Consider the following 23,863-nt stretch of genomic DNA (forward strand, 5'->3'; position numbering starts at 1 on the left):
CCTGTAGTTAGCGTGGTTCCTTCTCGCACTTTGCCGCGCCAATTACAGTCTCGCGAGCGGGGGGTGCCCCCGCTCTCGCGAGTCTCGTGCTACAGCCGCACCGGGTAGTCCGGCTCCCTGATGGCGGGCACCACGCTGTGCTCGATGAAGATCGCGTACCACAGCATGAAGATCAGCACGGTCCACAACCGGCGGCTGTGATCGGCGGTGCCGGTGCGGTGCTCGTCGAGCATCGTGCGTACTGCGGCGACATCGATCAGGTGATCCGCGCCGGTGGTGTCCACCGTGGCGTACGCCCATTCCAACAGCTCACCGGCGCGCAGCCAGTGCCGCAACGGCACCGGGAAGCCGAGCTTGGGCCGGTGCAGCACGTGCGCGGGAATGATCGGCTCCAGCGCCCGGCGCAGCGCGTACTTGGTGGTGGTGCGAGTGATCTTGGCCGACACCGGCAGGCGCGAGGCCACCGCGAAAACCTCGGGGTCCAGGAACGGCACCCGCAGCTCCAGTGAGTTGGCCATGGTCATCTTGTCGGCCTTGACCAGGATGTCGCCGCGCAGCCAGGTGAACAGGTCGATGTGCTGCATGCGGGCCACCGGGTCCCAGCCGGTCGATTCGGCATACAGCGGCGCGGTGACGTCGGTGTGGGTCCAGTCGGGGGAGAAGCCGCGCAGCACCGCGCGCAGTTGCTCGTCGGAGAAGCTGCGCGCGTTGCCGTAATAGCGCTCTTCCAGTGTCAGCGAACCGCGGTGCAGCAGGCTCTTGCCGCGCATCCCCTCGGGCAGCGGCCTGGACACCTTGCCCATCGACCGGCGCACCGGTGCCGGCAGGTAGTCGAACGGGCGCAGCGACAGCGGCTCGCGGTAAATCGTGTAGCCGCCGAACAACTCGTCGGCGCCTTCGCCGGAGAGCACCACCTTGACGTGCTTGCGGGCCTCGGCGGCGATGAAATACAGCGGGACCAGGGCAGGGTCGGCGACCGGGTCGTCGAGATACCAGACGATCTCGGGCAGGGCGGCGACGAACTCGGCCGGGCTGACCACCTTGACCACATGCCGGGCACCGATTGCCTCGGCGGAGGCGGCGGCCACGTCGATCTCGGAGAAGCCCTCCCGCTCGAACCCGGTGGTGAAGGTGATCAGCTTGGGATTGTGGCGCATCGCCAGTGCGGCGATAGCGGTGGAGTCGATCCCCCCGGACAGGAAGGCGCCGACGGTGACGTCGGCTCGCATGTGCTTGGCGACCGAATCCTCCAGCACCGCGGTGATCTCGTCGTAGCGAGCCTGCTCGGCGTCGCGGGTGATCGGGGTGGCGTCGAACCGCGGCCGGAAATAGCGGGTGGTCTCCGGCGCCTGTCCGGGGCGGATACGGGCGTAGCAGCCCGATTCCAGCCGGCGTATCCCGCGGTGCAGCGTCTCGGGCTCGGGCACGTACTGCAGGACCGTGTAGTGCTGCAGCGCGCGAGCGTCGATTCCGGTGGCCCCGACGTCGAATCCCACGACTTCAGCCAGATCCAGCAGGCATTTCTTCTCGCTGCCCACCACCGTGCCGCCCGGTCCGCTCGCTATGAACAGCGGTTTGATCCCGAACGGGTCGCGGGCGCAGAACAGCTCCCCGGCCACGTTGTCCCAGATCGCGAAGGCGAACATGCCCCGCAGCCGGGTCAGGACCTCCACACCCCAGTAGTGGTAGCCGGCGACTATCGCCTCGCCGTCGCCGTCGGTGGCGAAGACCGCGCCGTGGTCGGCGGCCAGCTCCGCCCGCAGTTCCAGGTAGTTGTAGATCTCGCCGTTGAACACCAGTTCGTAGCGGTCCGGCGCCTCCGGGGGCCCCCACCGCATGGGCTGGTGCGAATGGGCGATGTCGATGAACGACAGTCGGTTGAAGCCGAACACCACGTGTTTGCCGGCCCAGATGCCGCCCGGCTCGTCGGGCCCGCGATGGCGCATCAGATGGGTCGCACGGGAAACAGCACCGGCGACCTCGGTTAGGTCCGAAGTCACATCCGGGCCGGGTGTCGTGCCGGCCGGGGCACACACGAAGGCCAGCAGTCCACACATCGGGTCCCAGTATGCCGCACCGGTATCGGCCCCGAACCGCGTAGGCCTGCGCAGCGCCGGTGCGGGCGGGGAAGTTCAGGTGCGGCGGCCAACACACCGGGGCGGCCAACCGGCAGGTACGTCGTACCGCGGTGATCCGGGTGGTCTACGCTGCGTAGTATTCGACTGCTCCGCCGGGTCAGTCGGCCTGGTCTGTGACTCGAGGAGGCACCAACGTGACACGTCGCGGGCAGGGCGTTGTGCTTAGCCGTCTGCGTCGACCGCTGGCCGTGGCCGGCGCGCTCGGGCTGCTGGCGGTGACGCTCAGCGGTTGCAGCTTCGACTGGACCGACGTGGTCGGTTTCGGCTGGCCCAAGGGCATCACGCCCGAGGCCGAGGCCAACTACCAGCTGTGGATCGGCATGGTCATCGCTTCGGTCGTGATCGGTGGCCTGGTCTGGGGAATGATCTTCTGGTCGATGATCTTCCACCGCAAGAAGGCGACCGACACCGAGCTGCCGCGCCAGTTCGGCTACAACATGCCTCTGGAGCTCGGGCTGACCGTCCTGCCCTTCCTGGCCGTCGCGGTGATCTTCTACTTCACCGTCGTCGTGCAGGAGAAGATGCTGCACCAGGAGCCCGACCCCGAGGTGGTCGTCGACGTCACCGCGTTCCAGTGGAACTGGAAGTTCGGTTACCAGAAGGTCGACTTCCACGACGGTACGTTGCGCTACGACGGCGTGGACCAGGCCCGCAAGGATGCGATGGCATCCAAGCCCGAGGGCGTCGACAAGCACGGCGAGGAGCTGGTCGGCCCGATTCGCGGCCTCAACACCGACGACCGGACCTACCTGAACTTCGACAAGATCGAGACGCTGGGAAGCACCAACGAGATCCCGGTGCTGGTGGTGCCCAGCGGCAAGCGCATCGAGTTCGTGTTGAACTCCGCCGACGTGATCCATGCCTTCTGGGTGCCGGAGTTCCTGTTCAAACGTGACGTCATCGCCTGGCCGGAACGCAACAACCAGGTGAACACCTTCCAGGTCGCCGAGATCACCAAGGAAGGCGCGTTCGTCGGCCACTGCGCCGAGATGTGCGGCACCTACCATGCGATGATGAACTTCGAGGTCCGGGTGGTCTCACCCAACGACTTCAAGGCCTACCTGGGTCAGCGCATCGCCGGGAAGACCAATGCGGAGGCGCTGGAGGCGATCAAGCAGGAGCCGCTGGCCACCACCACATTCCCGTTCGAGAGCCGCCGCGGCCTGCTAGCCCCCCAAGCCAGCGACAAGTAGGGACAACCTCATGCGCATCGAATCCAGGCTGTTCGAGTTCGTCGCCACCTTCTTCCTGGTGGTCGGGGTGATCTACGCCGTGCTGACCGCGAAGTTCGCCACCGGTGGAGTGGAATGGGCCGGCACCACCGCGCTGTTCCTGACCGGGATGATGGCCATGATCGTGGCCACCTTCTTCCGGTTCGTGGCACGCCGTCTGGACACCCGCCCCGAGGACTATGAGGCAGCCGAAATCAGCGACGGCGCCGGGGAATTGGGTTTCTTCAGCCCGCACAGCTGGTGGCCGATCCTGATCGCCCTGTCGGGGTCGGTGGCCGCCGTCGGGATCGGGTTGTGGCTGCCGTGGCTGATCGCCGCCGGTGTGGTGTTCATCTTGTCGAGCGTGGCCGGGCTGGTCTTCGAGTACTACATCGGCCCCGAGAAACACTGACCACACCTCCGGCGGGGACGCCGTGTCGACCCGTTTGGGTAGGGTTGCCGGTGCACAATGACCAACGGCGGGTGATGTTTACCGCCATCGGTTACGGCGGTGCGCCGTGGGCGCGGCGGTTTGAACAGGATAGGCGGGAATGAGCGGGCCGAATCCCCCGGAGGCGGGCTCTGGAGACGAGGACCCCGGCAACGGTCGGCCGGACTCGGAACTGGCACCAGAGGCGTCTCCGGACGCCGCCGGTGATGACGTCCCGGCGATCGATGAGCTGGCGACCGCCACCCCTGACAACACGGCGTATTCGCAGGCCTATTCGGCCCCGGAGTCCGAACAGTTCTTGAGCGCCCCCTACGTGCCGGTGGATCCGCGACTGTACGACTACGACAACTACGACACACCCGACGAACCGGATCCGCACGGCAAGACTCCGCGGTGGCCCTGGGTGGTCGGCGTCACGGTGATCATCGCCGCGGTCTCCCTGGTGGTGTCGGTGGCACTGCTGTTCGCCCGCTCCGAGTCCAATGACGTGGCCACCCCGGCCACCACGAGCAGCACCGTCTCGGTGCCGCCGGTGCAGGACGAGCTGCCCCGAAGCAGCAGCCCGACCGCGCCGCCGCCGCCTCCGCCGCCGAGCAGCGAGGAGCCGCCGCCTCCGCCGCCGCCGCCGCCCAGCGAGGAACCCTCACCCGAGCCGTCCACGACGCAGGAGACCACCACGACCACGCAGGCGAAGCCGATGCAGGTGACCTATTCGGTGACCGGCACCAAGGCCCCGTTCGACCAGATCACCATCACCTACGTTGATGCGTCCGGGCAGCGCCGGACGCAACGCAACGCCTACATCCCATGGTCGCTGACGCTGACGCCGATCTCCCAGTCGGAGATCGGCTCGCTGGAGGCAACCAGCATGCTTCGGCTGAGCAAGCTCAACTGCTCGATCACCAGCAGTGATGGCAGGGTGCTGTCCTCCAACAGCAACGACGCACCGGCGACGAGCTGCTGATGGTCAGCAGGAACATCGGAGATCGATTCTTCCGGACGGGACAGTCACCGGAGGTGGTGGACCGGGTGCTGCTCGGCGTGTGCGCAGCGATCTGGCTTTCCCTGCTGGGTATGAGTGTGGCGGCGCTGGTGGCCCTGGTGGATCTCGGTCGGGGTTTTGACCAGCCGGCGGAGAGCTCGCATACCGGCCTGCTTTACATCGTCATCGGAGTCTCGGCACTGGTGATCCTTGCCGCCATCCCGGTGCTGCTCCGCGCGCGCCAGACCGGCGCCCCGAGGCCTCCCGGCTTCGCGCCCCAGGCGCAGGCCAAACCGCCGCGGCAAGGCGGGCCGCTGCCCCAGCGGGGATTCGACGCCCCGGGACGGCGTGCGGCCGCCACGCGCGCGCCGTTGCCCAACCAGGCCCAGGTGGACCGGGTGCTGCTGCGCGGGGTGACGGTGCTGGCCAGCGCCGTGGGTGGTGCGCTGACCGTGGTGGCGTTGGCCACCTATCTGATGGCGACCGGCAAGGACACCGGCTCGTGGGTCTGTTACGGGCTGGCCGGGGCCATCACCTTGGCGATGCCGGTGATTCCGTGGTTGTACCTGCGCCGCCTGGGCGAGGTGCTGGAGCTGCCCTCCCGGTTCGGCTGAGCCTTTTTATGGCGCTCCTTCACGCGCACAGCCTCTTTCAGGGCCACAGCAGCGTCGGCGACCAGCCTGTCGCGTCGCGTTCATAGCGCAGCCTGCGGTGCCGGCGAGTGGGGTCGGCCTGCCAGAACTCGACGGTGTCGGCCCGCACGGCATACGACGCCCACTCCAGCGGAACCAGGGTGGGGGACTGAGCGAGCTCCAGGCGCGCCTTGTCCAATGCCTCGCTGATCTCGGCCGGATCGGAATAGGGCTCGCTCTGGCGCCCGGTCAGCACCATGGCCCGGGCGTCCTCGGAGCGGGTCAGGAAGTCGTCGGCCGTCACCTGAGGTGGATCGGCCTGCGCGATGCCCTCAACGCGGACCTGCCGGCCCAGTGCGGGCCAGTAAAACGTCAGCGCCACAGTCGGATTGCGGTCGAGCTCGGCACCCTTGCGGCTTGCCGAGCTGATCGCGAAATGCCAACCGGCGGCATCGACGTCTTTGAGGATGAGCACCCGCGCCGATGGCCGCGACCCGGCCGTGGGAACCGTTGCCACGGTAGACAACGTCATGGCGTGGGGCTCGGCGACACCGCTGTCGACGGCATGTAACAACCACTCGGTGAACAGCTCGACGGGATCGTTCGGTGCCCGCGACGGATCGAACTCCGGTGCGGAACCGGCCAGGACGGGCAGCCCGCGCAGCAGGCTGCGCAGGCCGCCCGGCGGCTCAGGACCAGTGGGCCTAGTGGTGGCCGTTGGTGCTGCCGTCTTCCTGATGCTCGGCCAGCGCGGTCAGCGCGCGCCGTTCGCTGGCATGCGCGGCCTCGGTGAGCGCGGCATCCTCGGACACCGGGTCGGCGGTCAGGAAACTGCCGCGGCCGGGGGAGCCGGCCGAGCCGAGCTTGTTCATCCTCTTGGGCAGCGGCGCCCCGGCGTATTCCAGCGGAATCGGGTGGCCGTGCTCGTCGACCGGGCCCAGCGGCTGGTGCAGCTCGATGTAGGCACCGTGCGGCAGCCGCTTGATGATGCCGGTCTCGATACCGTGCTCGAGCACGTCGCGGTCGCTGCGCTGCAACCCGATGCACCACCGGTAGGTGGCGAAGAAGATGAGCGGCGGCAGCACCACCATCCCGATGCGGCCGATCCAGGTCGTCGCATTCAGCGAGATGTGGAACTTCCACGCGATGATGTCGTTCATCGCGGCCAGCGTCAGCACCATGTAGAAGCTGATCGCCATGGCGCCGATCGCGGTGCGGACCGGGGCGTCCCGGGGCCGCTGCAGCAGGTTGTGGTGCGCGTAGTCCCCGGTGAACTTCTTCTCCAGGAACGGGTAGATCGTCAGCAGGGTGAAGACCGCGCCCATGATCAGCCCGACACCGACCGGGCCGGGCACGGTGTGGCCGAAGGGGTAGAACTCCCACGCCGGCCACAACCGGGCCATCCCCTCGGTCCACATCATGTAGAAGTCCGGCTGGCTGCCCGCCGACACCTGTGAAGGCCGGTAGGGGCCCAGGTTCCAGATCGCGTTGATCTGCAGCAGGCCGCCCATCAGGCCGAGGATGCCGGTGATCATCGCGAAGAACGCGCCGGACTTGATCGCGAAGACCGGCAGCACCCGCACACCCACGACGTTGCTCTCGGTGCGGCCGGGCCCGGGGAACTGGGTGTGCTTCTGGAACCACACCAGCGCCATGTGCACGCCGATCAGGGCCAGGATGATGCCCGGGATCAGGAGAATGTGCAGGGCGTAGAGCCGGGGGATCAGGATGGTGCCCGGGAAGTCGCCGCCGAACAGCGCCCAGTGCAGCCAGGTGCCGATGACCGGCATACCCAGTGTGATCGACGACAGCGCAGCCCGCAGGCCGATACCGGACAGCAGATCGTCGGGCAGCGAGTAGCCGAAGTAACCCTCGAACATGGACAGGATCAGCAGCAGCGACCCGATCACCCAGTTCGCCTCGCGGGGCCGGCGGAACGCGCCGGTGAAGAAGATGCGCGCCAGGTGCACCATGATCGACGCCGAGAACATCAGCGCCGCCCAGTGGTGCAGCTGCCGCACGAACAGGCCGCCACGGACCTCGAAGGAGATGTCCAGCGCCGACTCGTAGGCCCGCGACATCTGCACCCCGTTGAGCGGCTGATAGACACCGTGATAGATGACCTCGGCCATCGACGGGTCGAAGAACAGTGTCAGGTAGACGCCGGACAGCAGCAGGATGATGAAGCTGTACAACGCGATCTCACCGAGCAGGAACGACCAGTGCGTCGGAAAGACCTTGTTGAACTGGCGTCGCAGGGCGGCCGCCGGGTGGTAGCGGGTGTCGATGTCGTCTGCTTGGCGGGCGAGCAGGTCGCCGATTGCAGGGCTCATGAGGTGCGCTCCCAGAATGCCGGTCCGACAGGTTCGACGAAGTCGCCGTTGGCGACCAGATGCCCGTTGGCGTCAACGGTGATCGGCAGCTGTGCCAGTGCGCGTGCCGCCGGGCCGAAGACCGGCTTGGCGAAGTGCAGCGCGTCGAACTGCGACTGGTGGCACGGGCACAGAATCCGATAGGTCTGCTGCTCGAAAAGGGAAGACGGGCAACCCAAGTGCGAGCAGATCTTCGTGTAGGCGAAGAAGTCTCCGAAGTTGAAGCTCTCCTGGCCCGCACGCTTGACCACCTTGGCCATGTCGTCGGGCCGGATGCGGATCAGCATCACCGGGTTGCGGACGCCCATCATGATCTCGGTGAGCTTCTCGTGCGATTCCGGGGTGGTGCCGTCGCCGTCGGACTCCCGCCACGGGAACACGGTCTCCATACCGCCGGCGTCCAGGTCCTCGGGCCGCATCTTGACGAACGGAGAGTTGGTGCTCTGCCCGGTCGCCCGGGCCAGGTAGATGGTCTCGCCGGCGTAGCGCGGGGTCCACCCGGAAGTCCACAGCACGGCTTTCTTGCCTTCGGCGGTTTCGACGACCGGTTTCCAGGGGTTCTTGATGAGACCGCCGGCACCGGCAACCAGGGTGCCCAGCCCGAACGCGCCGAATCCGACGCCCAGCGAGGCACCGAGCAGCTTGCGCCGTCCGATCGTGGAGCCCTCGAACGCGTCGGTCAGCTGGGCTGCGACCGTTTTGCGGTCCAGCTCAGCCGAACTGCCGTCGTGGCGTTCCTGGATGGTGATCTCTTCGGGGATGAACTTCTTGACGAACAGCACCGCGCCGATCGCGATACACAGCACGGAGAGCCCGAAAGTCAGGCCGTACAGCGGCGTGGCCAGCGAGTAGGCCAACCCGTCCGCGGACTCCAGGGGCGCGTACTGCCAGGGCCAGAACAGGAAGATCAGCAGCAGGGCCAGCCCGAAACCGCCGCCGGCAAGGAACCATGCGGCGACCGTGCGCTCGGCGCGCTTCTCGGCGCGGGTGCCCTCGACCGGCCAGCGCGGCTCCTTGTAGATGGTCTCCACACCGTCGATGTCGCCGCCGAGAGCCAGGAGCTCATCGGTGGTCATCGTCGCCAGTGCGGCGTCATCCGGGATGTCGATCTTGTCGTTGCTGCTCATGCGCGTGCCCCGATCCACAATGCTGCGGCGATGGCGGCGACCATGCCGATAATCCACATCGCCATGCCCTCGGGCGCCGGGCCGAACCCGCCGAGCCCGTAGCCGCCCGGATCACGTTCCTCGGTAACGGATTTGACGTAGGCGATGATGTCCTTCTTCTCCTCCATCGAGATCTGCCGGTCGGAGAAGCGCGGCATGTTCTGCGGGCCGGACAGCATCGCGGTCAGGATCTGCTGCTCGTTGGCCGGCGCCAGGTCGGGCGCGTACTTGCCCGAGGACAGCGCGCCGCCCCTGCCGGTGAAGTTGTGGCAGGACGCGCAGTTGAGCCGGAAGAGGTCGCCGCCGCGGCCCAGGTCGTCGCCGCGCAGCGAGGCCTGCGCGATGCTGCCGTCGGCGTTGCGCACCACCGACGGGCCGCCGCCGTTGGCCTGCACGTAGGCACCCAGGGCGTCGATCTGCTTGTCGTCGAACTTCGGGTCCTTGCGGGGGGCCTGGGCCTCACCGCGCATCGCGGGCATCCGCCCGCTGGAGACCTGGAAGTAGACGGCGGCTTCGCCGACACCGATCAGGCTCGGTCCGCGGCCCGGCTCACCCTGCAGGTTGGCGCCGTGGCAGGTCACACACGAGGTCTCGAACAGCTGCTTGCCGGTCCGCAGCAGCGCCGAGGCGGACTCGTCGGCGACCGCGACCTGTGGGGTCGGGGTCAGCAACGCGGCCATCCCGCCGGCCATGGCCAGCGCGACCAGCAGCAGCAGTCCACCGGAGAGCCGACGCCGCAGGCGCCGCCGGGCGACGGTTTCGTTGTGGCGAGGTCGGGCCCACTTCTTCAGTGTCTTCAACCGGACACTCCTGTTCATCGGGCGGTTGCTCATCGGATGAAGTAGATCGTGGCGAACAGTGCGATCCACACGATGTCGACGAAGTGCCAGTAGTAGGACACAACGATCGATGCGGTGGCCTGGGCCGGGGTGAACTTGCTCATCGTGGTGCGCAGCATCAGGAAGATGAAGGCGACCAGCCCGCCGATGACGTGCAGGCCGTGGAACCCGGTGGTCAGGTAGAACACGGTCCCGTAGGCGCTCGACGAGATGGTGGTGCCGTGCGTGACCAGGTGGGTGTACTCATAGGCCTGACCGCAGACGAAGAACAGCCCCATCAGGAAGGTCAGCAGGTACCACCGGCGCAGCCCGAACACATCGCCGCGCTCGGCGGCGAACACGCCCATCTGGCAGGTGAACGACGACGCGATCAGCACCAGCGTCACCGGGACCGACTGCCACAGGTTCAGCTCGGTCGGCGGCGGCGGCCAGGCGCCACCGGACTGCGCGCGGGCGGTGAAGTACATCGCGAACAGCCCGGCAAAGAACATCAACTCACTGGACAGCCACACGATGGTGCCGACGCTGACCATGTTGGGCCGGTTCAGCGAATGCACACGAGAAGTGATGGCAGTACCCGAGGACCCCACAGCGCTCGTCACATCCGCAAGTATGACGCTATGTAGTTGTAGAACTCCACCCGGGGCGGGCAATTCGTTTGAACTGGTCACGTCTGTGCTGTTACGCGCGCGTCAGCGCGCTGTCAGCGCTCCGTCCCCGGCGTGTCTCCGGCTGGCTTTGGCCACGTGGAGGCGGCGTGCGACGATCGGCGCGTGGTCGAGCCAGGCAGCGACGCGCAGCCGAAAACGCAGATAGTGCAGTGGCGGCAGGTACTGGGCGCTCTGACGTCCGGTGCCGATCTGGCCCGGGGCCAGGCGGCCTGGGCGATGGAACAGATCATGGCCGGATCCGCCACGCCCGCCCAGATCGCGGCGTTCGGCGTGGCGATGCAGATGAAGGGGCCGACCGCGGCCGAGGTGGGGGAGCTGGCCGAGGTCATGCTGGCCTACGGCCGCAAGGTTCCCACCGAGGAGATCGGCACCGACACCGTCGACGTGGTGGGCACCGGCGGCGATGGCGCCAACACGGTGAACCTTTCCACGATGGCGGCGATCGTGGTGGCCGCCGCCGGTGTGCCGGTGGTCAAACACGGCAACCGGTCGGCGGGTTCGCTGTCCGGGGGCGCCGACACCCTGGAGGCGCTGGGGGTGCGCATCGACCTGGGCCCGGACGACGTCGCGCGCAGCGTCGCCGAGGTCGGCATCGGATTCTGTTTTGCGCCCCAGTTCCAGCCGTCTTACCGCAACGCCTCGGCGGCGCGGCGCGAGATCGGCGTGCCCACGGTGTTCAACCTGTTGGGACCGTTGACCAATCCGGCCAGACCGCGGGCCGGGCTGATCGGGTGTGCGTTCGGCGAGTTGGCCGAGGTGATGGCCGGCGTGTTCGCGGCGCGCCGGTCCAGCGTGCTGGTGGTGCACGGTGATGACGGCCTCGACGAACTGACCACCACCACGACCAGCACCATCTGGCGGGTGCAGGCCGGCACCATCGAACGGCTGACCTTCGACCCGGCTGGGTTCGGGTTCGCCCGCGCCGAGGTGGAGCAACTGCTCGGCGGTGATGCGCAGGCCAACGCCGAGGCGGCCCGGTCGGTGCTCGCCGGGACCAAGGGCCCGGTGCGCGACGCCGTGGTGCTCAACGCGGCCGGGGCGATCGTCGCCCATGCCGGGCTATCCAGCAGCGCTGAATGGTTGCCGGCGTGGGAGGACGGGCTGCAGCGCGCTGTCGCGGCGATCGACAGCGGCGCGGCCGAACAGCTGCTTGCCCGTTGGGTCCGCTTCGGCGCCCAGCTCTGAGGCGAGCCGCGCGGAGCGGGCCATCGCCGCCCACGGTGCCCACGGCCCGGCCGAACCCAGCGGAGAGGCCCACCCGTCGGGTTCATTCGGCGGTTCCAGCTTCGGCTCTCCGTCGTCGAGCCTCGCTGAACCGCGGGGTTGATGCGGCGGTTCCAGCTTCGGCTCTCCTTCGTCGAGCCTCGCTGAACCGCCGGCGGCGGGTACGACGCGCACGATGCGCACCCCGGGCGCGGCCAGCCAGCGGGCGATGAGCGCGGTCTCCTCGACCAGAGCGCCGGCCAACGGTGCCGGCTCGGGTACCACGGCCTGGGCGCCCAGCGTGATCGCGTCGACGACGGGCATCGGCGGCACGCCGCGTGCCGCGCACCCGGCTGCGGCCAGCCGGCCGTACCGGATCACCGCGAGTTGCCACCCGCCGGCACCGTCCGGCGCGGCGGCCACCATTTCTGGCAGGGCAGCCAGCGCGCGGGCACGCTGGCTGCGCCACAGCGCGTCGATCGCGGCGGCGGTCTGGTCGCGCAGCCGAGCCGCGCTCTCGTAGCGCCCGCGGTCGGCCAACGTGGTCACCTGCTGCACCGCCGCACGCAGCGCGCCGTTGTCGCTGCCGTCGATCAATGCCGCGGCGCGGTGCACGGTTTCGGCGTACTGCACGGCGGTGACGCCGGGCGTGGCGGGGCAGGGGCAGACTTCGGCCGGCGGGCAGGCGTGCCGGCCGTTGCGGCCCAATCGTGTTGTACAGGTGCGGATTCCGGTGAATCGCGCGAGCAGTGCGGCCGTTTCGGCGGCATCGGCGCGGGAGCGGAACGGGCCGATCACCCGGTCGTGACGGGGGGTGCGCACCACCGTCAGGCGGGGGAATGCCTCGTGGGACAGCGTGATCCACCACCACCGCCGGGGGAACTTCGATCGCCGGTTATACGGGGGAGCGTGTGCGGCCAGCAGGCGCAGTTCACGCACCCCCGCTTCCAGGGGATGCGCGCATTCGACGTGGTCGATCCGGCTGGCCAGGGCGACCATCTCGGTGATGCGGCGGCGGCGATCGGACCCGTTGAAGTACTGTGCGACCCGACGGCGCAGGTCGGTGGAGGTGCCGATGTAGAGCACCTCGTCGGAGGGACCGTGGAACAGATAGACCCCCGGACGGCGTGGCAGCCCTTGCGCGAGGGTGCGCTTGCGGCGCTGGGCCGGTGTCGCATGCGACAGGTAGGCGCGCAGGTCGACGAAGGTGTGCACCCGCTGGTTGCCGACCCGGTCGATCAGGGCGTGCAGGACATCGACGGTGGCGCGGGCGTCGTCGAGGGCCCGGTGGGTGGGTTGGGTGCTGACCCGGAACAGCCGGGACAACTCGGCCAGCCGCACGCTGGGCGCCTCGTCGCGGCTGAGCACCCGTCGTGCCAGCCGCACCGTGCACAGCACCGGTGGCCGCGGCCAGCCCACCCCGCAGCGCTGCGCGGCCGCGGTGAGGAACCCGACGTCGAACCCGGCGTTGTGGGCGACCAGCACTGTGCCGTTGCCCACACTGCGGCCCAGGCCGAATCCGGCGAACTCCAGGAAAGCCGGCAGGACGGCATCGATGGTTGGCGCGTCGTGCACCATCGCGGTGGTGATGCCGGTCAGCCGGACGATCTGGGGCGGGATGCCGCGCTGCGGATTGATCAGGGTGGCGAACTCGCCCTGGACCACGCCGCCGCGCACCTTGACCGCACCGATCTCGGTGATGGCGTCCGCGGTGGCGTCACCGGCGGGGGAGGCGCGCCCGCCGGTGGTCTCCAGGTCCACCACCACGAACGTGGTCTCCCGCAAGGTGGCCGGGGCGGCCTCGAGTTCGGCTTCGAGTTCAACCAGGCTCAGCTGCCCGCCATAAGCGCCGGAGATCATGCGGTGACCGTAGGCGGGCGCACCGACATCACGTTGTCGGCTCTGGGTTGTCGGTGGCCGGGGTTAGCGTGCCGGCAACCGATCGAGAGGAATCGCCATGGGACAGATCTCGGGTTACTCGGACCACCGGGGTGCGCACGGGAGCGATCCGGAGCCGGTGGTGATCGACTGTGACCACTGCGCGGTGCACGGACCCGCCTGCGGGGACTGTGTGGTCAGCGTGCTGCTCGGTGTCCCGAACGAGCTGCTCGAAGACGAGCGCGCGGCGCTGGATGTGCTCGCCGAGGCCGGCATGGCACCTCGGCTGCGGCTGGTGCCGATACGTCGTGACCAGGGATCGAGCCGCCGTTACGGCGTCGCCTGAGCCCGGCGCGTCGCCTTAGAATTTTCACAATCCGGGCTGTTAGTGTGACAGCTCGTGATGGACAACGCTGTTGCCATTCCGTAACCTATTCGAGACCTTACGTTTCGGCGGCGGCACGTCCCCCCGTGCCTCCCTGGGCAGTGTTAAGGATGCAATCTTGGAGCTCGAACGTATGCAGTGGCGTCTGCGTGCTTTTTGGCGTCCGGGCGTGGGCGCCTTTTCCGGTCCTCTGGCCGGTGTGGTGGCCGGCATCACAGTTCTGAGCGGCGTGTTGGTCGGCAACGTGCACGCCGATCCCGCAGATGACGCGTTGGCCAAGCTCAGCGAACTGTCCCGGCAGGCCGAACAGACCACCGAAGCCATGCACACCGCGCAGCTCAATCTCGATGAGAAACTCGCCGAGCTGCAGGCCGCCGATGCCGCGCACGCCGGCGATCAGGCCGCCCTCGACGCCGCCCGCAACCAGCTGTCCACCTACCGGTCGGCCGTCAACCGATTCGCCGCCACCACCTACATGGGTGGCCGGGTGGGAGGCATGGACGCCATCCTGACCGCCGAGTCCCCGCAACAGCTGATCGACAAACTCGGCGTGCAGCGGGTGGTGGCCGGCGACCTGGCGGTCCAGCTGGACCGCTTCCGGGCCGCCACGGCGCAGGCCGACCAGGCCGAGCAGGCCTCCGCCAAGTCGGCTGAGGACGCCCGCACGGCGGCCGAGCAGGCCGCCGCGGTGCGCGCGGAACTGCAGGCCCGCCAGAGCCGTCTGCAGCTGCAGATCTCGGTGGTCAAGTCGCAGTACTACGCCCTCACGCCCGCGCAGCGCACAGCGCTGGCCGCGCCCGGCCCGGCGCCGGAAGCCGCGCCGGGGGAGCCCGCGCCCGAGGGCCCGCCGCCGGCGCCCGGTTTCCAGCTCCCGGGATTCCCGGCTCCCGACGCACCGTCGCAGGGTGGTGTGGCGATGGGCGCGCCTGGTGGTGGAGCCGCGACTGCCGTACAGGCGGCGTTGACCCAGGTCGGCACGCCCTACGTCTGGGGCGGGGCCGCCCCCGGTGGGTTCGACTGCTCCGGGCTGGTGATGTGGGCGTTCCACCAGGCCGGGATCAACCTGCCGCACTCCAGCCAGGCGCAGGCCAACGGCGGGCAGCCGGTGTCGCTGTCCGACTTGCAGCCCGGCGACGTGCTGACGTTCTATTCGGACGCATCGCATTCGGGCATCTATGTCGGCGACGGCATGATGATCCACTCGTCCACCTACGGTCAGCCGGTCCGGGTGGTGCCGATGACCTCCTCCGGCCCGATCCACAACGCCCGCCGTTACTGAGCGCCATCGGACCCGCATCCGCCGCCTGCTGGCCGCGCTGCTGGCAGCCGAGTCGATCGCCGGCGCGGCGGTAGCGGTAGCGGTCCGTCCTCCGGCGGATGCGCCGCTGATCGTGGGGGATCACCGCACCGTCGTCTTGGAGAATTTCGGAGGGCGCTCCGGCGAGGAACTGCTGTCCCGGGTGGCCGCGAACATCGGACCGGCCGTCGATGCGGTGGAAGCGTTCTGGGGGACCGACTGGGCGCACCGCATCCAGTTGACGGCCACCGGCTCGGACCGGCAGTTCGCGGTCTTGGCCGACGGTGACGGCGCCGATGTGGGGCGGTGGTCCGACGTCGCCGCGGTCGCGGTAGCCGACCGGGTGGACCCGGAACGCCGGCTGGCGACCGGTCAACGGATCGTTTTCGCTCCCGGCGCGGACGCGATGAGCCCACTGGCGCTGCGAATTGTGTTGACCCATGAGCTTTTTCACTACGCGGCCCGCGCCGATACCGCCATCGATGCGCCGCGCTGGCTCACCGAGGGGGTGGCCGACTTCGTCGCGCGGCCAGCCCAGGAACCGCCGGGCGTCGAGGTGGGCCCGGTCGCGCTGCCCTCGGATGCCGACCTGGATGCGCCCGGGCCTCGGCGCACGCAAGCCTACGACCGGGCGTGGCGGTTCGCGCGGTTTGTCGCCGATCGTTACGGGACCGCCAAGCTGCGCGAGCTCTACGCGTCCGCCTGCGGTCCCGGGCATGTCGAGCCGGCCGTCGCCGTGCCCCTGGTGCTCGGTGTGGACCTACCTGATCTGCTGGCAGGGTGGCAGGCTTGGCTAGCATCCCTGCAGTGAGCCGGGTCCTGCTGGTAACCAATGATTTTCCGCCGCGTCCCGGCGGCATTCAGTGCTACCTGGAAGAGCTGGTGCGCCGCATCGCCGGTGCCGGCCACCACGACGTGACGGTGTATGCGCCGCAGTGGAAGGGCGCCGAGGCCTTCGACGCGGACGCCGCCGGCTATGCGGTGGTGCGCCATCCGGGCACGCTGATGCTGCCGGGCCGAGCCGTCGACACCCGGATGCGCCGGCTGATCGCGGACCGCGGCATCGACACCGTCTGGTTCGGCGCGGCCGCCCCGTTGGCGTTGCTGGCGCAGCGAGCGCGCGCCGCCGGAGCAAGCCGGGTATTGGCCAGCACGCACGGCCATGAGGTGGGCTGGTCCATGCTGCCGGTGGGCCGGTCGGTGCTGCGCCGGATCGGCGAGTCCTGCGACACCGTCACCTTCGTGAGCCACTACACCCGCGGCCGGTTCGCGTCGGCCTTCGGCCCCGCCGCCGCGCTCGAACACCTACCGCCCGGGGTGGATACCGACCGGTTCCGTCCCGACCCGGGCGCCCGCTCCGAACTGCGGGCCAGGCATGGACTCGGCGGGCGCCCCACGGTGGTGTGCGTGTCGCGGCTGGTGCCTCGCAAGGGCCAGGACATGCTGATCAGGGCTCTGCCGGCGATCCGGCAACGTGTCGACGGGGCGGCGCTGGTGATCGTGGGCGGCGGTCCCTACTCCGAGAGGCTGCACAAGCTGGCCGCCGAGTGCGGGGTGGCCGATGCGGTGATGTTCACCGGCGGCGTCCCGGCCGCCGAGTTGCCGGCGTACTACCTGCTGGGCGACGTGTTCGCGATGCCGTGCCGCACTCGCGGCGCGGGGCTTGACGTCGAGGGCCTGGGCATCGTGTTCCTGGAGGCGTCGGCGGCCGGTGTGCCGGTGGTCGCCGGCAGTTCGGGCGGCGCACCCGAAACCGTGCTGGACAACCAGACCGGGCGGGTGGTCGACGGGCGAGCCGTGGACCAGATCGCCGACGCGGTCAGCGAATTGCTCGCCGACCCGGATCGGGCCGCCGCGATGGGCGCCGCGGGACGCGAGTGGGTGACCGGTCACTGGCGCTGGGACACGCTGGCCGACCGGATGGCCGCGCTGCTGCGGCCCTGAGGAGAGGTCTTTGCGGGCTCAGTCCTTGATGTAGATCGCCTCGATGGCGTCGGCGAATTTCTCCGCCACCACATTGCGCTTGACCTTCATGGTGGGGGTCAGCTCGCCGGTGGCCTCGGTGAAATCGACCGGCAGGATCCGGAACTTACGGATCGACTCGGCGTGCGACACCACCAGATTGGCCTGCTTGACCGCCGCGTCCACCTCGGCGAGCAGGTCCGGGTCGGTCGCCAGGTCGGCGGGCGTGGCGGTGCTGGCCTTGCTGTTGCGCTGCTTCCAGCCCTCGATGGCTTCGGGGTCGATGGTGATCAGCGCCCCGATGAAGGGCTTGGCGTCGCCGACGACCATCGCCTGGCTGATCAGCGGGTGGGCGCGAAGCTGGTCCTCGAGTACGGCCGGGGCGACGTTCTTGCCGCCGGCGGTGACGATGATCTCCTTTTTGCGGCCGGTGATCTTCAGGAAGCCCTCGGCGTCGATGTCGGCCAGGTCGCCGGTCCGAAACCAGCCGTCGACGAACGCGTCGGCGGTGGCCTGCTCGTTGCGCCAGTAGCCGTGGAACACCACGCCGCCGCGAACCAGCAACTCACCGTCGTCGGCGATCCGCATGCTGTTGCCCGGCACCAGTTTTCCGACCGTCCCGACCTTCATGCCGTCGACCTGGTTGACGGTGATGGCGGCGGTGGTCTCGGTCAGCCCGTAACCCTCGTAGATGGACAGGCCGACGCCGCGGTAGAAGTGGCCCAGGCGTTCGCCCAGCGGTGCCCCGCCGGAGATCGAGGCGTTGCAGTTGCCGCCCAGCGCCGCCCGCAGCTTGTGGTAGACCAGCTTGTCGAACAGAGCGTGCTTGGCGCGCAGCCACAGCCCCGCACCGCCGTGGTCGAGGGCCTCGCTCCAATCCACCGCGGTCTGGGCCGCCATCTCGAAGATCCGCCCCTTGCCGTCGTTGGCGGCGTTCTGGGCGGCGGTGTTGTACACCTTCTCGAACACCCGGGGCACCGACACCACCACGGTCGGCTTGAACACCGAGAACATCGGCACCAGGTTCTTGATGTCGCTGGTGAACCCGACGGTGACCCGGTTGCTGAACGCGCCCAGGCTCAGCGCCCGGGCCAGTACGTGGGCCAGCGGCAGGAAGACCAGCAGGCGCTGCCCGGGAACCATCAGGGTGGGCAGGGCGGCTTTGGTTCCGCGCACCTCGTGGATCACGTTGGAGTGGGTGAGCTGACAGCCCTTGGGACGCCCGGTGGTGCCGGAGGTGTAGATCAGGGTCGCCGGGTCGGTGACCCGCAGTGCCTCCAGGCGTGCGGTGACCTGTGCCGGGTCCTGACCGGCGCCGGCTTCGGCGAGCTCGTCGAGGGCCTTGGGCCCGGAGCCGTCGATGGTCAGCACCCGCCGCAGCGCGGGCAGGTCGGCGGCGAGTTCGTTGACCATCTGCGTGTGGGCGTCGGTTTCGGCGAACGCCAGCACCGCGCTGGAGTCCTGCATCACCCATCGCACCTGCTCCGCCGACGATGTCTCGTAGATCGGCACGGTGACCGCGCCGATGGACAGGATCGCGAAGTCCAGGATGGCCCACTCGTATCGCGTCGCGGAGAAGATGACCACCCGGTCACCGGCCGCCACCCCCTGGGCGATCAGACCCAGTGCGGCCGAACGGATCTGCGCGGCGGCCTCGGCACAGGTGACGTCGGTCCACGCCCCGTCGACCAGGCGCTGGTAGATGACGAAGTCGGGATGGTCGCGCTCGTGTTCGAAGACGACTGCGGCGACGTTGTCGTGCTCCTCGACGGTGAACGGCGCGGGAACACTGAACTCACGCATTGCGATGACCTCTCTAGGCAGCCTGCTGTCGTTCGCCCAGCCTAGTCGGCACGCCGCCACGGGTGTGACGGTGTTCACTGGAGAGGCCGCAGCCGGCCCGTGCGCGCCCGGGGCGTTCCATCCCCGGTGGACGTCATATGTGAAGCTGGGGCGATGAACAGTATCCAGGTGGCCGACCAGACGTTCGTCGCGGCGTCCGGTGCACAGGTCGGCGCCGCGGTCTCCGACCGGTCGAGTTGGCAGCGGTGGTGGCCGGACCTGCAGCTCCAGGTGGTTGAGGACCGTGCCGACAAGGGCGTTCGATGGACGGTGAGCGGACCGCTGACCGGCACCATGGAGATCTGGCTGGAACCGGCGCTCGACGGCGTGCTGCTGCACTACTTCCTGCACGCCGAGCCTACCGGCGTGACCGGCCGGCAGCTGGCCCGGATGAACCTGGCGAAGCTCAACCACCGCCGCCGGGTGGCCGGCAAGCGGATGGCCTTCGAGGTCAAGGAACGACTCGAGCGGTCCCGGCCGGTGGGGGTCGCCCCGAACGCCGTCGGTTGACCCGCTCCGAACGGGGCCGGCGAGGTACCGTCTCTGCCGAGGGCCTCCTGGCGGGCGCGAGTGAGTTAGGGAAGAACCACGTGGCGGACAAGACATCGCAGACGATCTACATCGCGGCCGATCCGGACACCGTGATGAAGGTGATTGCCGACATCGGCGCCTACCCCGACTGGGTGTCGGAATACACCGAGGCCGAGGTCCTCGAAACCGACTCCGGCGGGTATCCGAAGGTGGCCCGACTGGTGCTGGATGCCGCCGTGCTCAAGGACACCATGGTGCTGGACTACACCTGGTCGGCGGACCGCCGCACGGTGCGCTGGTCGTTGGTGTCCAGTTCGTTGCTGAAGGCCCTGGATGGTGAATATCGGTTGTCGCCCAAGGGATCCGGAACCGAAGTCGTCTACGAGCTGTCGGTGGATCTGATGATTCCGATGATCGGACTGCTCAAGCGCAAGGCGGAGCGGCGCCTGACCGACACCGCGCTGAAAGACCTGAAGAAGCGAGCCGAGGCTGAGTGAGGCCGGAGCAAGGCGCGACGTCCACAGTGCTCCCAGTGGCCCGGATCAGTCTGTTCGTCGGTAAGGGCGGCGTAGGCAAGTCCACGTGCGCGGCCGCCACAGCCGTCGCCGACGCACTCGCCGGAAGTCGGGTGCTGCTGATCTCCACCGACCAGGCCCACTCGGTCGGTGATGTGCTCGGACAGGAAGTGGTGCCCAGCGGCCACCGTGACCCCATCCCGGTGCCACTCGACGACGCCGGCCCGTCGTGCGGCCGGCTCGACGTGCTGGCGCTGGACACGTTGGCTTTGCTTGAGACGCACTGGGCAGACGTGGTCGATGTCCTGGCCCAGCGGTTCCCCGAGTCAGACCTGGGCAGCCTTGCCCCCGAAGAACTTTCGGCCCTCCCCGGGGTCCAGGAGGTGCTGGGCCTGCACGAGGTGGGCGAGTTGGCCGACAGTGGGCGGTGGGAACGCATCGTCGTCGACTGCGCATCCACCGCCGATGCGATGCGGATGCTGACGCTGCCCGCCACCGTGGCGCTCTACGCCGAGCGGTCCTGGCCGCGGCACCGCCGGCTCAGCGGGACCGAGGACCCACGTTCGACGGCTCTGATCGAGCTGATCGAACGGGTCAGCCGCGCCGCCGAGCGCCTCGCCGCACGGCTGACCGACGAGTCGCTGGTCGGTGCGCACCTGGTACTGACCGCCGAGCGTGTGGTGGCCGCCGAAGCCATCCGGACTCTTGCGTCGCTGTCCCTGACGGGCGTGCGGGTGGAAGAATTGATCGTCAATCAGATTTTGTTGCAGGATGATTCGTACGTCTACACCAACCTGCCGGACCACCCGGCGTTCGACTGGTACGCCGAGCGGATCGGCGAGCAGCGCAGTGTTCTCGAGGAGGTGGACCGCGCCATCGGCGATGTGGCTATGGTGCTGGTCCCGCACCTGGCGGGCGAGCCGATCGGTCCCAAAGCACTGGCGAACCTGCTCGATTCGAGCCGGCGCCGCGACGGGTCGGCGCCGCCCGGCCCCGTACGGCCGGTGGTCGACCGGGAGTCCGGCTCCGGGCTGGGGGCGGTGTACCGGTTGCGGCTAGAGTTACCCCAGGTGGATTCCGGTTCGCTGAGCCTGGGCCGGTCCGGTGACGACCTGATTGTCGCTGCCGGTGGCACCAGGCGGCGGGTTCGCTTGGCATCGGTGCTGCGGCGATGCACCGTCGTGGACGCAACGCTGCGCGGCAGCGAATTGACGGTGCGTTTCCGGCCGGATCCGGATGTGTGGCCGGTTAGTGGTGACAAGGAGGTGCGACGTTGACCGCTGGCGCGCACCCCGATCTGGGCGAGCTGGGGCCCGAGCTGCGCAAGCTCGCCCAGGCGATCCTGGATCGCCTCGACCCCGCGGTGCGGGCGGCCGCGATGCTGGCGGCCTCCGGCGACGGTCCGGGCAAGTGCCAGCAGGTGTGGTGCCCGGTGTGTGCACTGGCCGCGTTGGTGACCGGGGAGGAGCATCCGCTGCTCACCATCGTCGCCGAACACAGCGTCGCGTTGTACGAGGTGATCCGTGCCGTGGTCGGTGAGACCGGGGGAACCGGCGGGGCTCCACCCCCGCCCGACGGCTCGCCGCCCAGCGGGGGCGGTGACGGCGGCGAGACGCCGGCCCGGCCCGGCTATCAGCACATCCCGGTGACCGTAGAACGCTGAAAACCAAGCAAGCTAAGCAAACTAAGGAATTCCGCCGAATTCGCGGTGTGACGAATCACCGTGTGGCCCTAGCCACGCCCGGTCGGTAAAGTTGGCGCGAACACGGCCGCTGGTCGGGGCAGGAGGGAGGGGCCATGTGGTATTGGCTGTTCAAGTACGTACTCCTGGGACCCTTGTTGGCCCTGATCGGCCGTCCGAAAGTCGAGGGGCTGGAGAACATCCCCGACGAGGGTGCGGTGATCCTCGCCAGTAATCACCTGGCCGTCATGGACAGCTTCTACCTGCCGCTGGTGGTGCGCCGCCGGATAACCTTCCTGGCCAAGTCCGAATACTTCACCGGTACCGGGATCAAGGGCTGGTTCACCCGCTGGTTCTACACCGCCGTCGGCCAGGTGCCCATCGACCGCACCGATGCCGATGCCGCGCAGGCGGCGCTGACCACCGCCGAGCGGATCCTCAAAGGCGGCAAGCTGCTGGGCATCTACCCCGAGGGCACCCGGTCGCCCGACGGCCGGTTGTACAAGGGCAAGACCGGCTTGGCCCGGCTTGCGCTGCACACCGGTGTTCCGGTGATTCCGGTCGCCATGATCGGCACCAACGTCGTCAACCCGCCGGGCACCAAGATGCTGCGTTTCGGCCGCGTCACGGTCCGGTTCGGCAAACCGATGGACTTCTCCCGCTTCGAGGGGATGGCCGACAACCGCTTCATCGAGCGCGCCGTCACCGACGAGGTGATCTACGAGCTGATGGGCCTGTCCGGCCAGGAATACGTCGACATCTACGCGGCCAGCCTCAAAAACGGTGTCCCGCAACAAGGCGGGACGGCTGGTCAGCCGGCCGCCAGGTTTCCGGAGACCGCGGCGGGCTGATCCGGGGCCGTCTGGCGGTCGCGATTGAGCGTCGCGCCGGCCGTGACGATCACCGCCAGGGCCCACCACACATACGACGTCCCCGCCAGTTGGCGCCACCACGCCGCGCCGGCCTCGTGATGTTCGGGCAGCAACTCGATCGGACTGCGCATCATCAGCGCCACCCCCGCCGCGCTGAGCGCGCCCAGCGCGACCGCCCGGTACCGATAGGCCAGCACCGCAGTCACCACCACGGTGGGCAGCATCCACACCCAATGGTGTGACCACGACACCGGCGACACCACCAACCCGAACAGCGCCACGCAGATCAGCGCCAGGATCGGCTCCCCGGCGCGAAGCACCCGGCGAGCCGCCCAGACCATGACCGTCAGAACCAGCAGAGAGCCCGCCACCCACAGCAGGGAGCGCTGATGCTCGCTCAGCGGCAGCCGAGCCAGCGCGCCGGCCAAGTTCTGGTTGGTGTTCAGCGTCGCCCCGCCGATGCGGTCGGTGTCGCTGACGGTGTGTGTCCAGTACTGCCAGGAGTCGCTCCAGGCAGCGGCGAAACCGATCAGGGTCGCCGTCAGGAAGGACGCCACGGTGGTCACCGCGGCGCGCCCGTCGCGGCGCAACAGGAAGTACAGCAGGAAGACCGCCGGGGTCAGCTTCAGCGCCACCGCCACCCCGAGCAGCGCGCCGCGCGGCCAGTGGGTGCGCCGTGGCACACAATCGGCGATCACCAGCGTCATCAGTATCGCGTTGACTTGGCCGAAGTCGAAGTTGGCCCAGATCGGTTCGGCGTTCAGCCAGATGGCCGCCGCCACGATCGCCGCGGCTACCACGGCCCGGCGCCACCAGATCTCGCCGACCCGCAAGCCGGTCAGCACGATCGTGATGGACACCACCAGCAGCAGCGTCGAGGCGATCGTCAGCATGGCGGTGCCGGCACCCAACGACACCCAGGTCAGCGGGGCGAACAACACCGCGGCGATCGGGGGATAGGTGAACGGCAGGACCGTCCCGTCGATCTGGGTGGCAAACCAGTCGTCGCCGTAGAGGGCCCGTCCGTCACGCCACGCCTGCGCGGCCATCCGGTAGACGTCGACGTCGATGTGGTACGGCGTGCTGCCAAGCGCCCGCCACGTCGTGTAGCCCAAGGCTGTGATCGCCAGCAGCGCGAAGATCCACCAGACGGCCCAACCGCTGATGCCCCCGTGCCGACGGCCCAGGTCGGGCGGCCGCGATGTAGTCATGTCGCAGCACAGCCTATCGGGTGG

At 68.8% G+C, this 23,863-nt stretch carries 22 protein-coding genes and 1 pseudogene; 14 read left to right on the forward strand and 9 right to left on the reverse strand.

The features are described 5' to 3' along the window. Window positions 1-89: 89 nt before the first annotated feature. Window positions 90-2,057, reverse strand: coding sequence for an asparagine synthase (glutamine-hydrolyzing) (gene asnB / locus AWC16_RS06735; protein ID WP_085264010.1), 1,968 nt, complete (start codon window positions 2,055-2,057; stop codon window positions 90-92). Between the two features lie 215 nt (window positions 2,058-2,272). On the opposite strand from asnB, the gene ctaC reads away from it, so the two are divergent. The 4 genes from ctaC (at window position 2,273) to AWC16_RS06755 (ending at window position 5,396) form a co-directional block, all read left to right on the forward strand. Next, the gene (gene ctaC, locus AWC16_RS06740; protein ID WP_085264011.1) at window positions 2,273-3,331 is read left to right on the forward strand and encodes an aa3-type cytochrome oxidase subunit II; all 1,059 of its coding nucleotides are present in this window, start codon (window positions 2,273-2,275) and stop codon (window positions 3,329-3,331) included. A 10-nt stretch (window positions 3,332-3,341) separates the two neighbouring features. After that, a complete protein-coding gene (locus tag AWC16_RS06745) occupies window positions 3,342-3,761 on the forward strand; it encodes a cytochrome c oxidase subunit 4 (RefSeq protein ID WP_085264012.1) in 420 nt (139 codons plus the stop codon). Between the two features lie 139 nt (window positions 3,762-3,900). Further along, window positions 3,901-4,764 carry an MmpS family transport accessory protein gene (locus tag AWC16_RS06750; protein WP_085264013.1) on the forward strand — a complete coding sequence of 288 codons (864 nt, stop codon included), beginning with the start codon at window positions 3,901-3,903 and terminating at the stop codon, window positions 4,762-4,764. Beyond that, complete coding sequence (locus tag AWC16_RS06755) at window positions 4,764-5,396, forward strand: DUF2561 family protein (protein ID WP_085264014.1); 633 nt, start codon at window positions 4,764-4,766, stop codon at window positions 5,394-5,396. Before AWC16_RS06750 ends, AWC16_RS06755 begins: the two co-directional genes overlap by 1 nt. 37 nt (window positions 5,397-5,433) lie before the next feature. On the opposite strand, the gene AWC16_RS06760 is transcribed toward AWC16_RS06755, so the two are convergent. From AWC16_RS06760 to ctaE, 5 genes are read right to left on the reverse strand one after another with little or no spacing between them, the layout of a single operon-like run. Continuing rightward, complete coding sequence (locus AWC16_RS06760; protein ID WP_109561310.1) at window positions 5,434-6,060, reverse strand: pyridoxine/pyridoxamine 5'-phosphate oxidase; 627 nt, start codon at window positions 6,058-6,060, stop codon at window positions 5,434-5,436. A gap of 58 nt (window positions 6,061-6,118) precedes the next feature. After that, window positions 6,119-7,747: a cytochrome bc1 complex cytochrome b subunit gene (gene qcrB, locus AWC16_RS06765; RefSeq protein WP_085264016.1), complete on the reverse strand. Its 1,629-nt coding sequence runs from the start codon at window positions 7,745-7,747 to the stop codon at window positions 6,119-6,121. Continuing rightward, entirely contained in the window at window positions 7,744-8,913 is a 1,170-nt protein-coding gene (qcrA, locus tag AWC16_RS06770) for a cytochrome bc1 complex Rieske iron-sulfur subunit (protein WP_085264017.1), read from the reverse strand. Before qcrA ends, qcrB begins: the two co-directional genes overlap by 4 nt. Then, window positions 8,910-9,785 carry a cytochrome bc1 complex diheme cytochrome c subunit gene (gene qcrC, locus AWC16_RS06775; RefSeq protein ID WP_234812154.1) on the reverse strand — a complete coding sequence of 292 codons (876 nt, stop codon included), beginning with the start codon at window positions 9,783-9,785 and terminating at the stop codon, window positions 8,910-8,912. The genes qcrA and qcrC overlap by 4 nt, the downstream gene beginning before the upstream one ends. Beyond that, a complete protein-coding gene (gene ctaE / locus AWC16_RS06780; RefSeq protein ID WP_085264018.1) occupies window positions 9,782-10,393 on the reverse strand; it encodes an aa3-type cytochrome oxidase subunit III in 612 nt (203 codons plus the stop codon). Before ctaE ends, qcrC begins: the two co-directional genes overlap by 4 nt. A gap of 171 nt (window positions 10,394-10,564) precedes the next feature. On the opposite strand from ctaE, the gene trpD reads away from it, so the two are divergent. Beyond that, window positions 10,565-11,647 carry an anthranilate phosphoribosyltransferase gene (trpD, locus tag AWC16_RS24975; RefSeq protein ID WP_234812155.1) on the forward strand — a complete coding sequence of 361 codons (1,083 nt, stop codon included), beginning with the start codon at window positions 10,565-10,567 and terminating at the stop codon, window positions 11,645-11,647. Between the two features lie 261 nt (window positions 11,648-11,908). On the opposite strand, the pseudogene AWC16_RS06790 reads toward trpD, so the two are convergent. After that, window positions 11,909-13,525 (reverse strand): annotated as a pseudogene (locus AWC16_RS06790) (DEDD exonuclease domain-containing protein); the annotation flags it as partial. A 97-nt stretch (window positions 13,526-13,622) separates the two neighbouring features. Between AWC16_RS06790 and AWC16_RS06795 the strand changes: the two are divergent. The 4 genes from AWC16_RS06795 (at window position 13,623) to AWC16_RS06810 (ending at window position 17,169) form a co-directional block, all read left to right on the forward strand. Next, window positions 13,623-13,889 carry a hypothetical protein gene (locus tag AWC16_RS06795; protein WP_085264021.1) on the forward strand — a complete coding sequence of 89 codons (267 nt, stop codon included), beginning with the start codon at window positions 13,623-13,625 and terminating at the stop codon, window positions 13,887-13,889. Window positions 13,890-14,046: 157 nt separating this feature from the next. Continuing rightward, window positions 14,047-15,207, forward strand: a complete 1,161-nt coding sequence (gene ripC / locus AWC16_RS06800; RefSeq protein WP_234812156.1) for a peptidoglycan hydrolase RipC — start codon at window positions 14,047-14,049, stop codon at window positions 15,205-15,207. Between the two features lie 25 nt (window positions 15,208-15,232). Beyond that, complete coding sequence (locus AWC16_RS06805) at window positions 15,233-16,036, forward strand: hypothetical protein (protein WP_085264023.1); 804 nt, start codon at window positions 15,233-15,235, stop codon at window positions 16,034-16,036. Beyond that, entirely contained in the window at window positions 16,033-17,169 is a 1,137-nt protein-coding gene (locus AWC16_RS06810; RefSeq protein WP_085264024.1) for a glycosyltransferase family 4 protein, read from the forward strand. The genes AWC16_RS06805 and AWC16_RS06810 overlap by 4 nt, the downstream gene beginning before the upstream one ends. A gap of 18 nt (window positions 17,170-17,187) precedes the next feature. Here the strand turns inward: AWC16_RS06810 and AWC16_RS06815 are convergent, their stop codons facing one another. Beyond that, window positions 17,188-18,990, reverse strand: coding sequence for an AMP-dependent synthetase/ligase (locus tag AWC16_RS06815; protein ID WP_085264025.1), 1,803 nt, complete (start codon window positions 18,988-18,990; stop codon window positions 17,188-17,190). A 153-nt stretch (window positions 18,991-19,143) separates the two neighbouring features. Here AWC16_RS06815 and AWC16_RS06820 point away from each other — a divergent pair, with 153 nt between their 5' ends. The 5 genes from AWC16_RS06820 to AWC16_RS06840 all read left to right on the forward strand — a co-directional run bounded on the left by AWC16_RS06820 (window position 19,144) and on the right by AWC16_RS06840 (window position 22,607). After that, the gene (locus AWC16_RS06820; protein WP_085264026.1) at window positions 19,144-19,539 is read left to right on the forward strand and encodes a polyketide cyclase / dehydrase and lipid transport; all 396 of its coding nucleotides are present in this window, start codon (window positions 19,144-19,146) and stop codon (window positions 19,537-19,539) included. 80 nt (window positions 19,540-19,619) lie between these two features. Then, window positions 19,620-20,057 (forward strand): SRPBCC family protein, encoded by a 438-nt coding sequence (locus tag AWC16_RS06825; protein WP_085264027.1) that lies wholly within the window; start codon window positions 19,620-19,622, stop codon window positions 20,055-20,057. Window positions 20,058-20,092: 35 nt separating this feature from the next. After that, complete coding sequence (locus tag AWC16_RS06830) at window positions 20,093-21,352, forward strand: ArsA family ATPase (RefSeq protein ID WP_234812157.1); 1,260 nt, start codon at window positions 20,093-20,095, stop codon at window positions 21,350-21,352. Further along, entirely contained in the window at window positions 21,349-21,738 is a 390-nt protein-coding gene (locus tag AWC16_RS06835) for a hypothetical protein (protein ID WP_085264029.1), read from the forward strand. Before AWC16_RS06830 ends, AWC16_RS06835 begins: the two co-directional genes overlap by 4 nt. Before the next feature lie 134 nt (window positions 21,739-21,872). Continuing rightward, complete coding sequence (locus AWC16_RS06840; RefSeq protein ID WP_085264030.1) at window positions 21,873-22,607, forward strand: lysophospholipid acyltransferase family protein; 735 nt, start codon at window positions 21,873-21,875, stop codon at window positions 22,605-22,607. Here the strand turns inward: AWC16_RS06840 and AWC16_RS06845 are convergent. After that, entirely contained in the window at window positions 22,568-23,839 is a 1,272-nt protein-coding gene (locus tag AWC16_RS06845) for a glycosyltransferase 87 family protein (RefSeq protein WP_085264031.1), read from the reverse strand. The two genes, AWC16_RS06840 and AWC16_RS06845, sit on opposite strands and share 40 nt — an antisense overlap. Window positions 23,840-23,863 lie beyond the last annotated feature (24 nt).

The organism is Mycolicibacter longobardus (assembly GCF_002102265.1).
Taxonomy (GTDB): domain Bacteria; phylum Actinomycetota; class Actinomycetes; order Mycobacteriales; family Mycobacteriaceae; genus Mycobacterium; species Mycobacterium longobardum.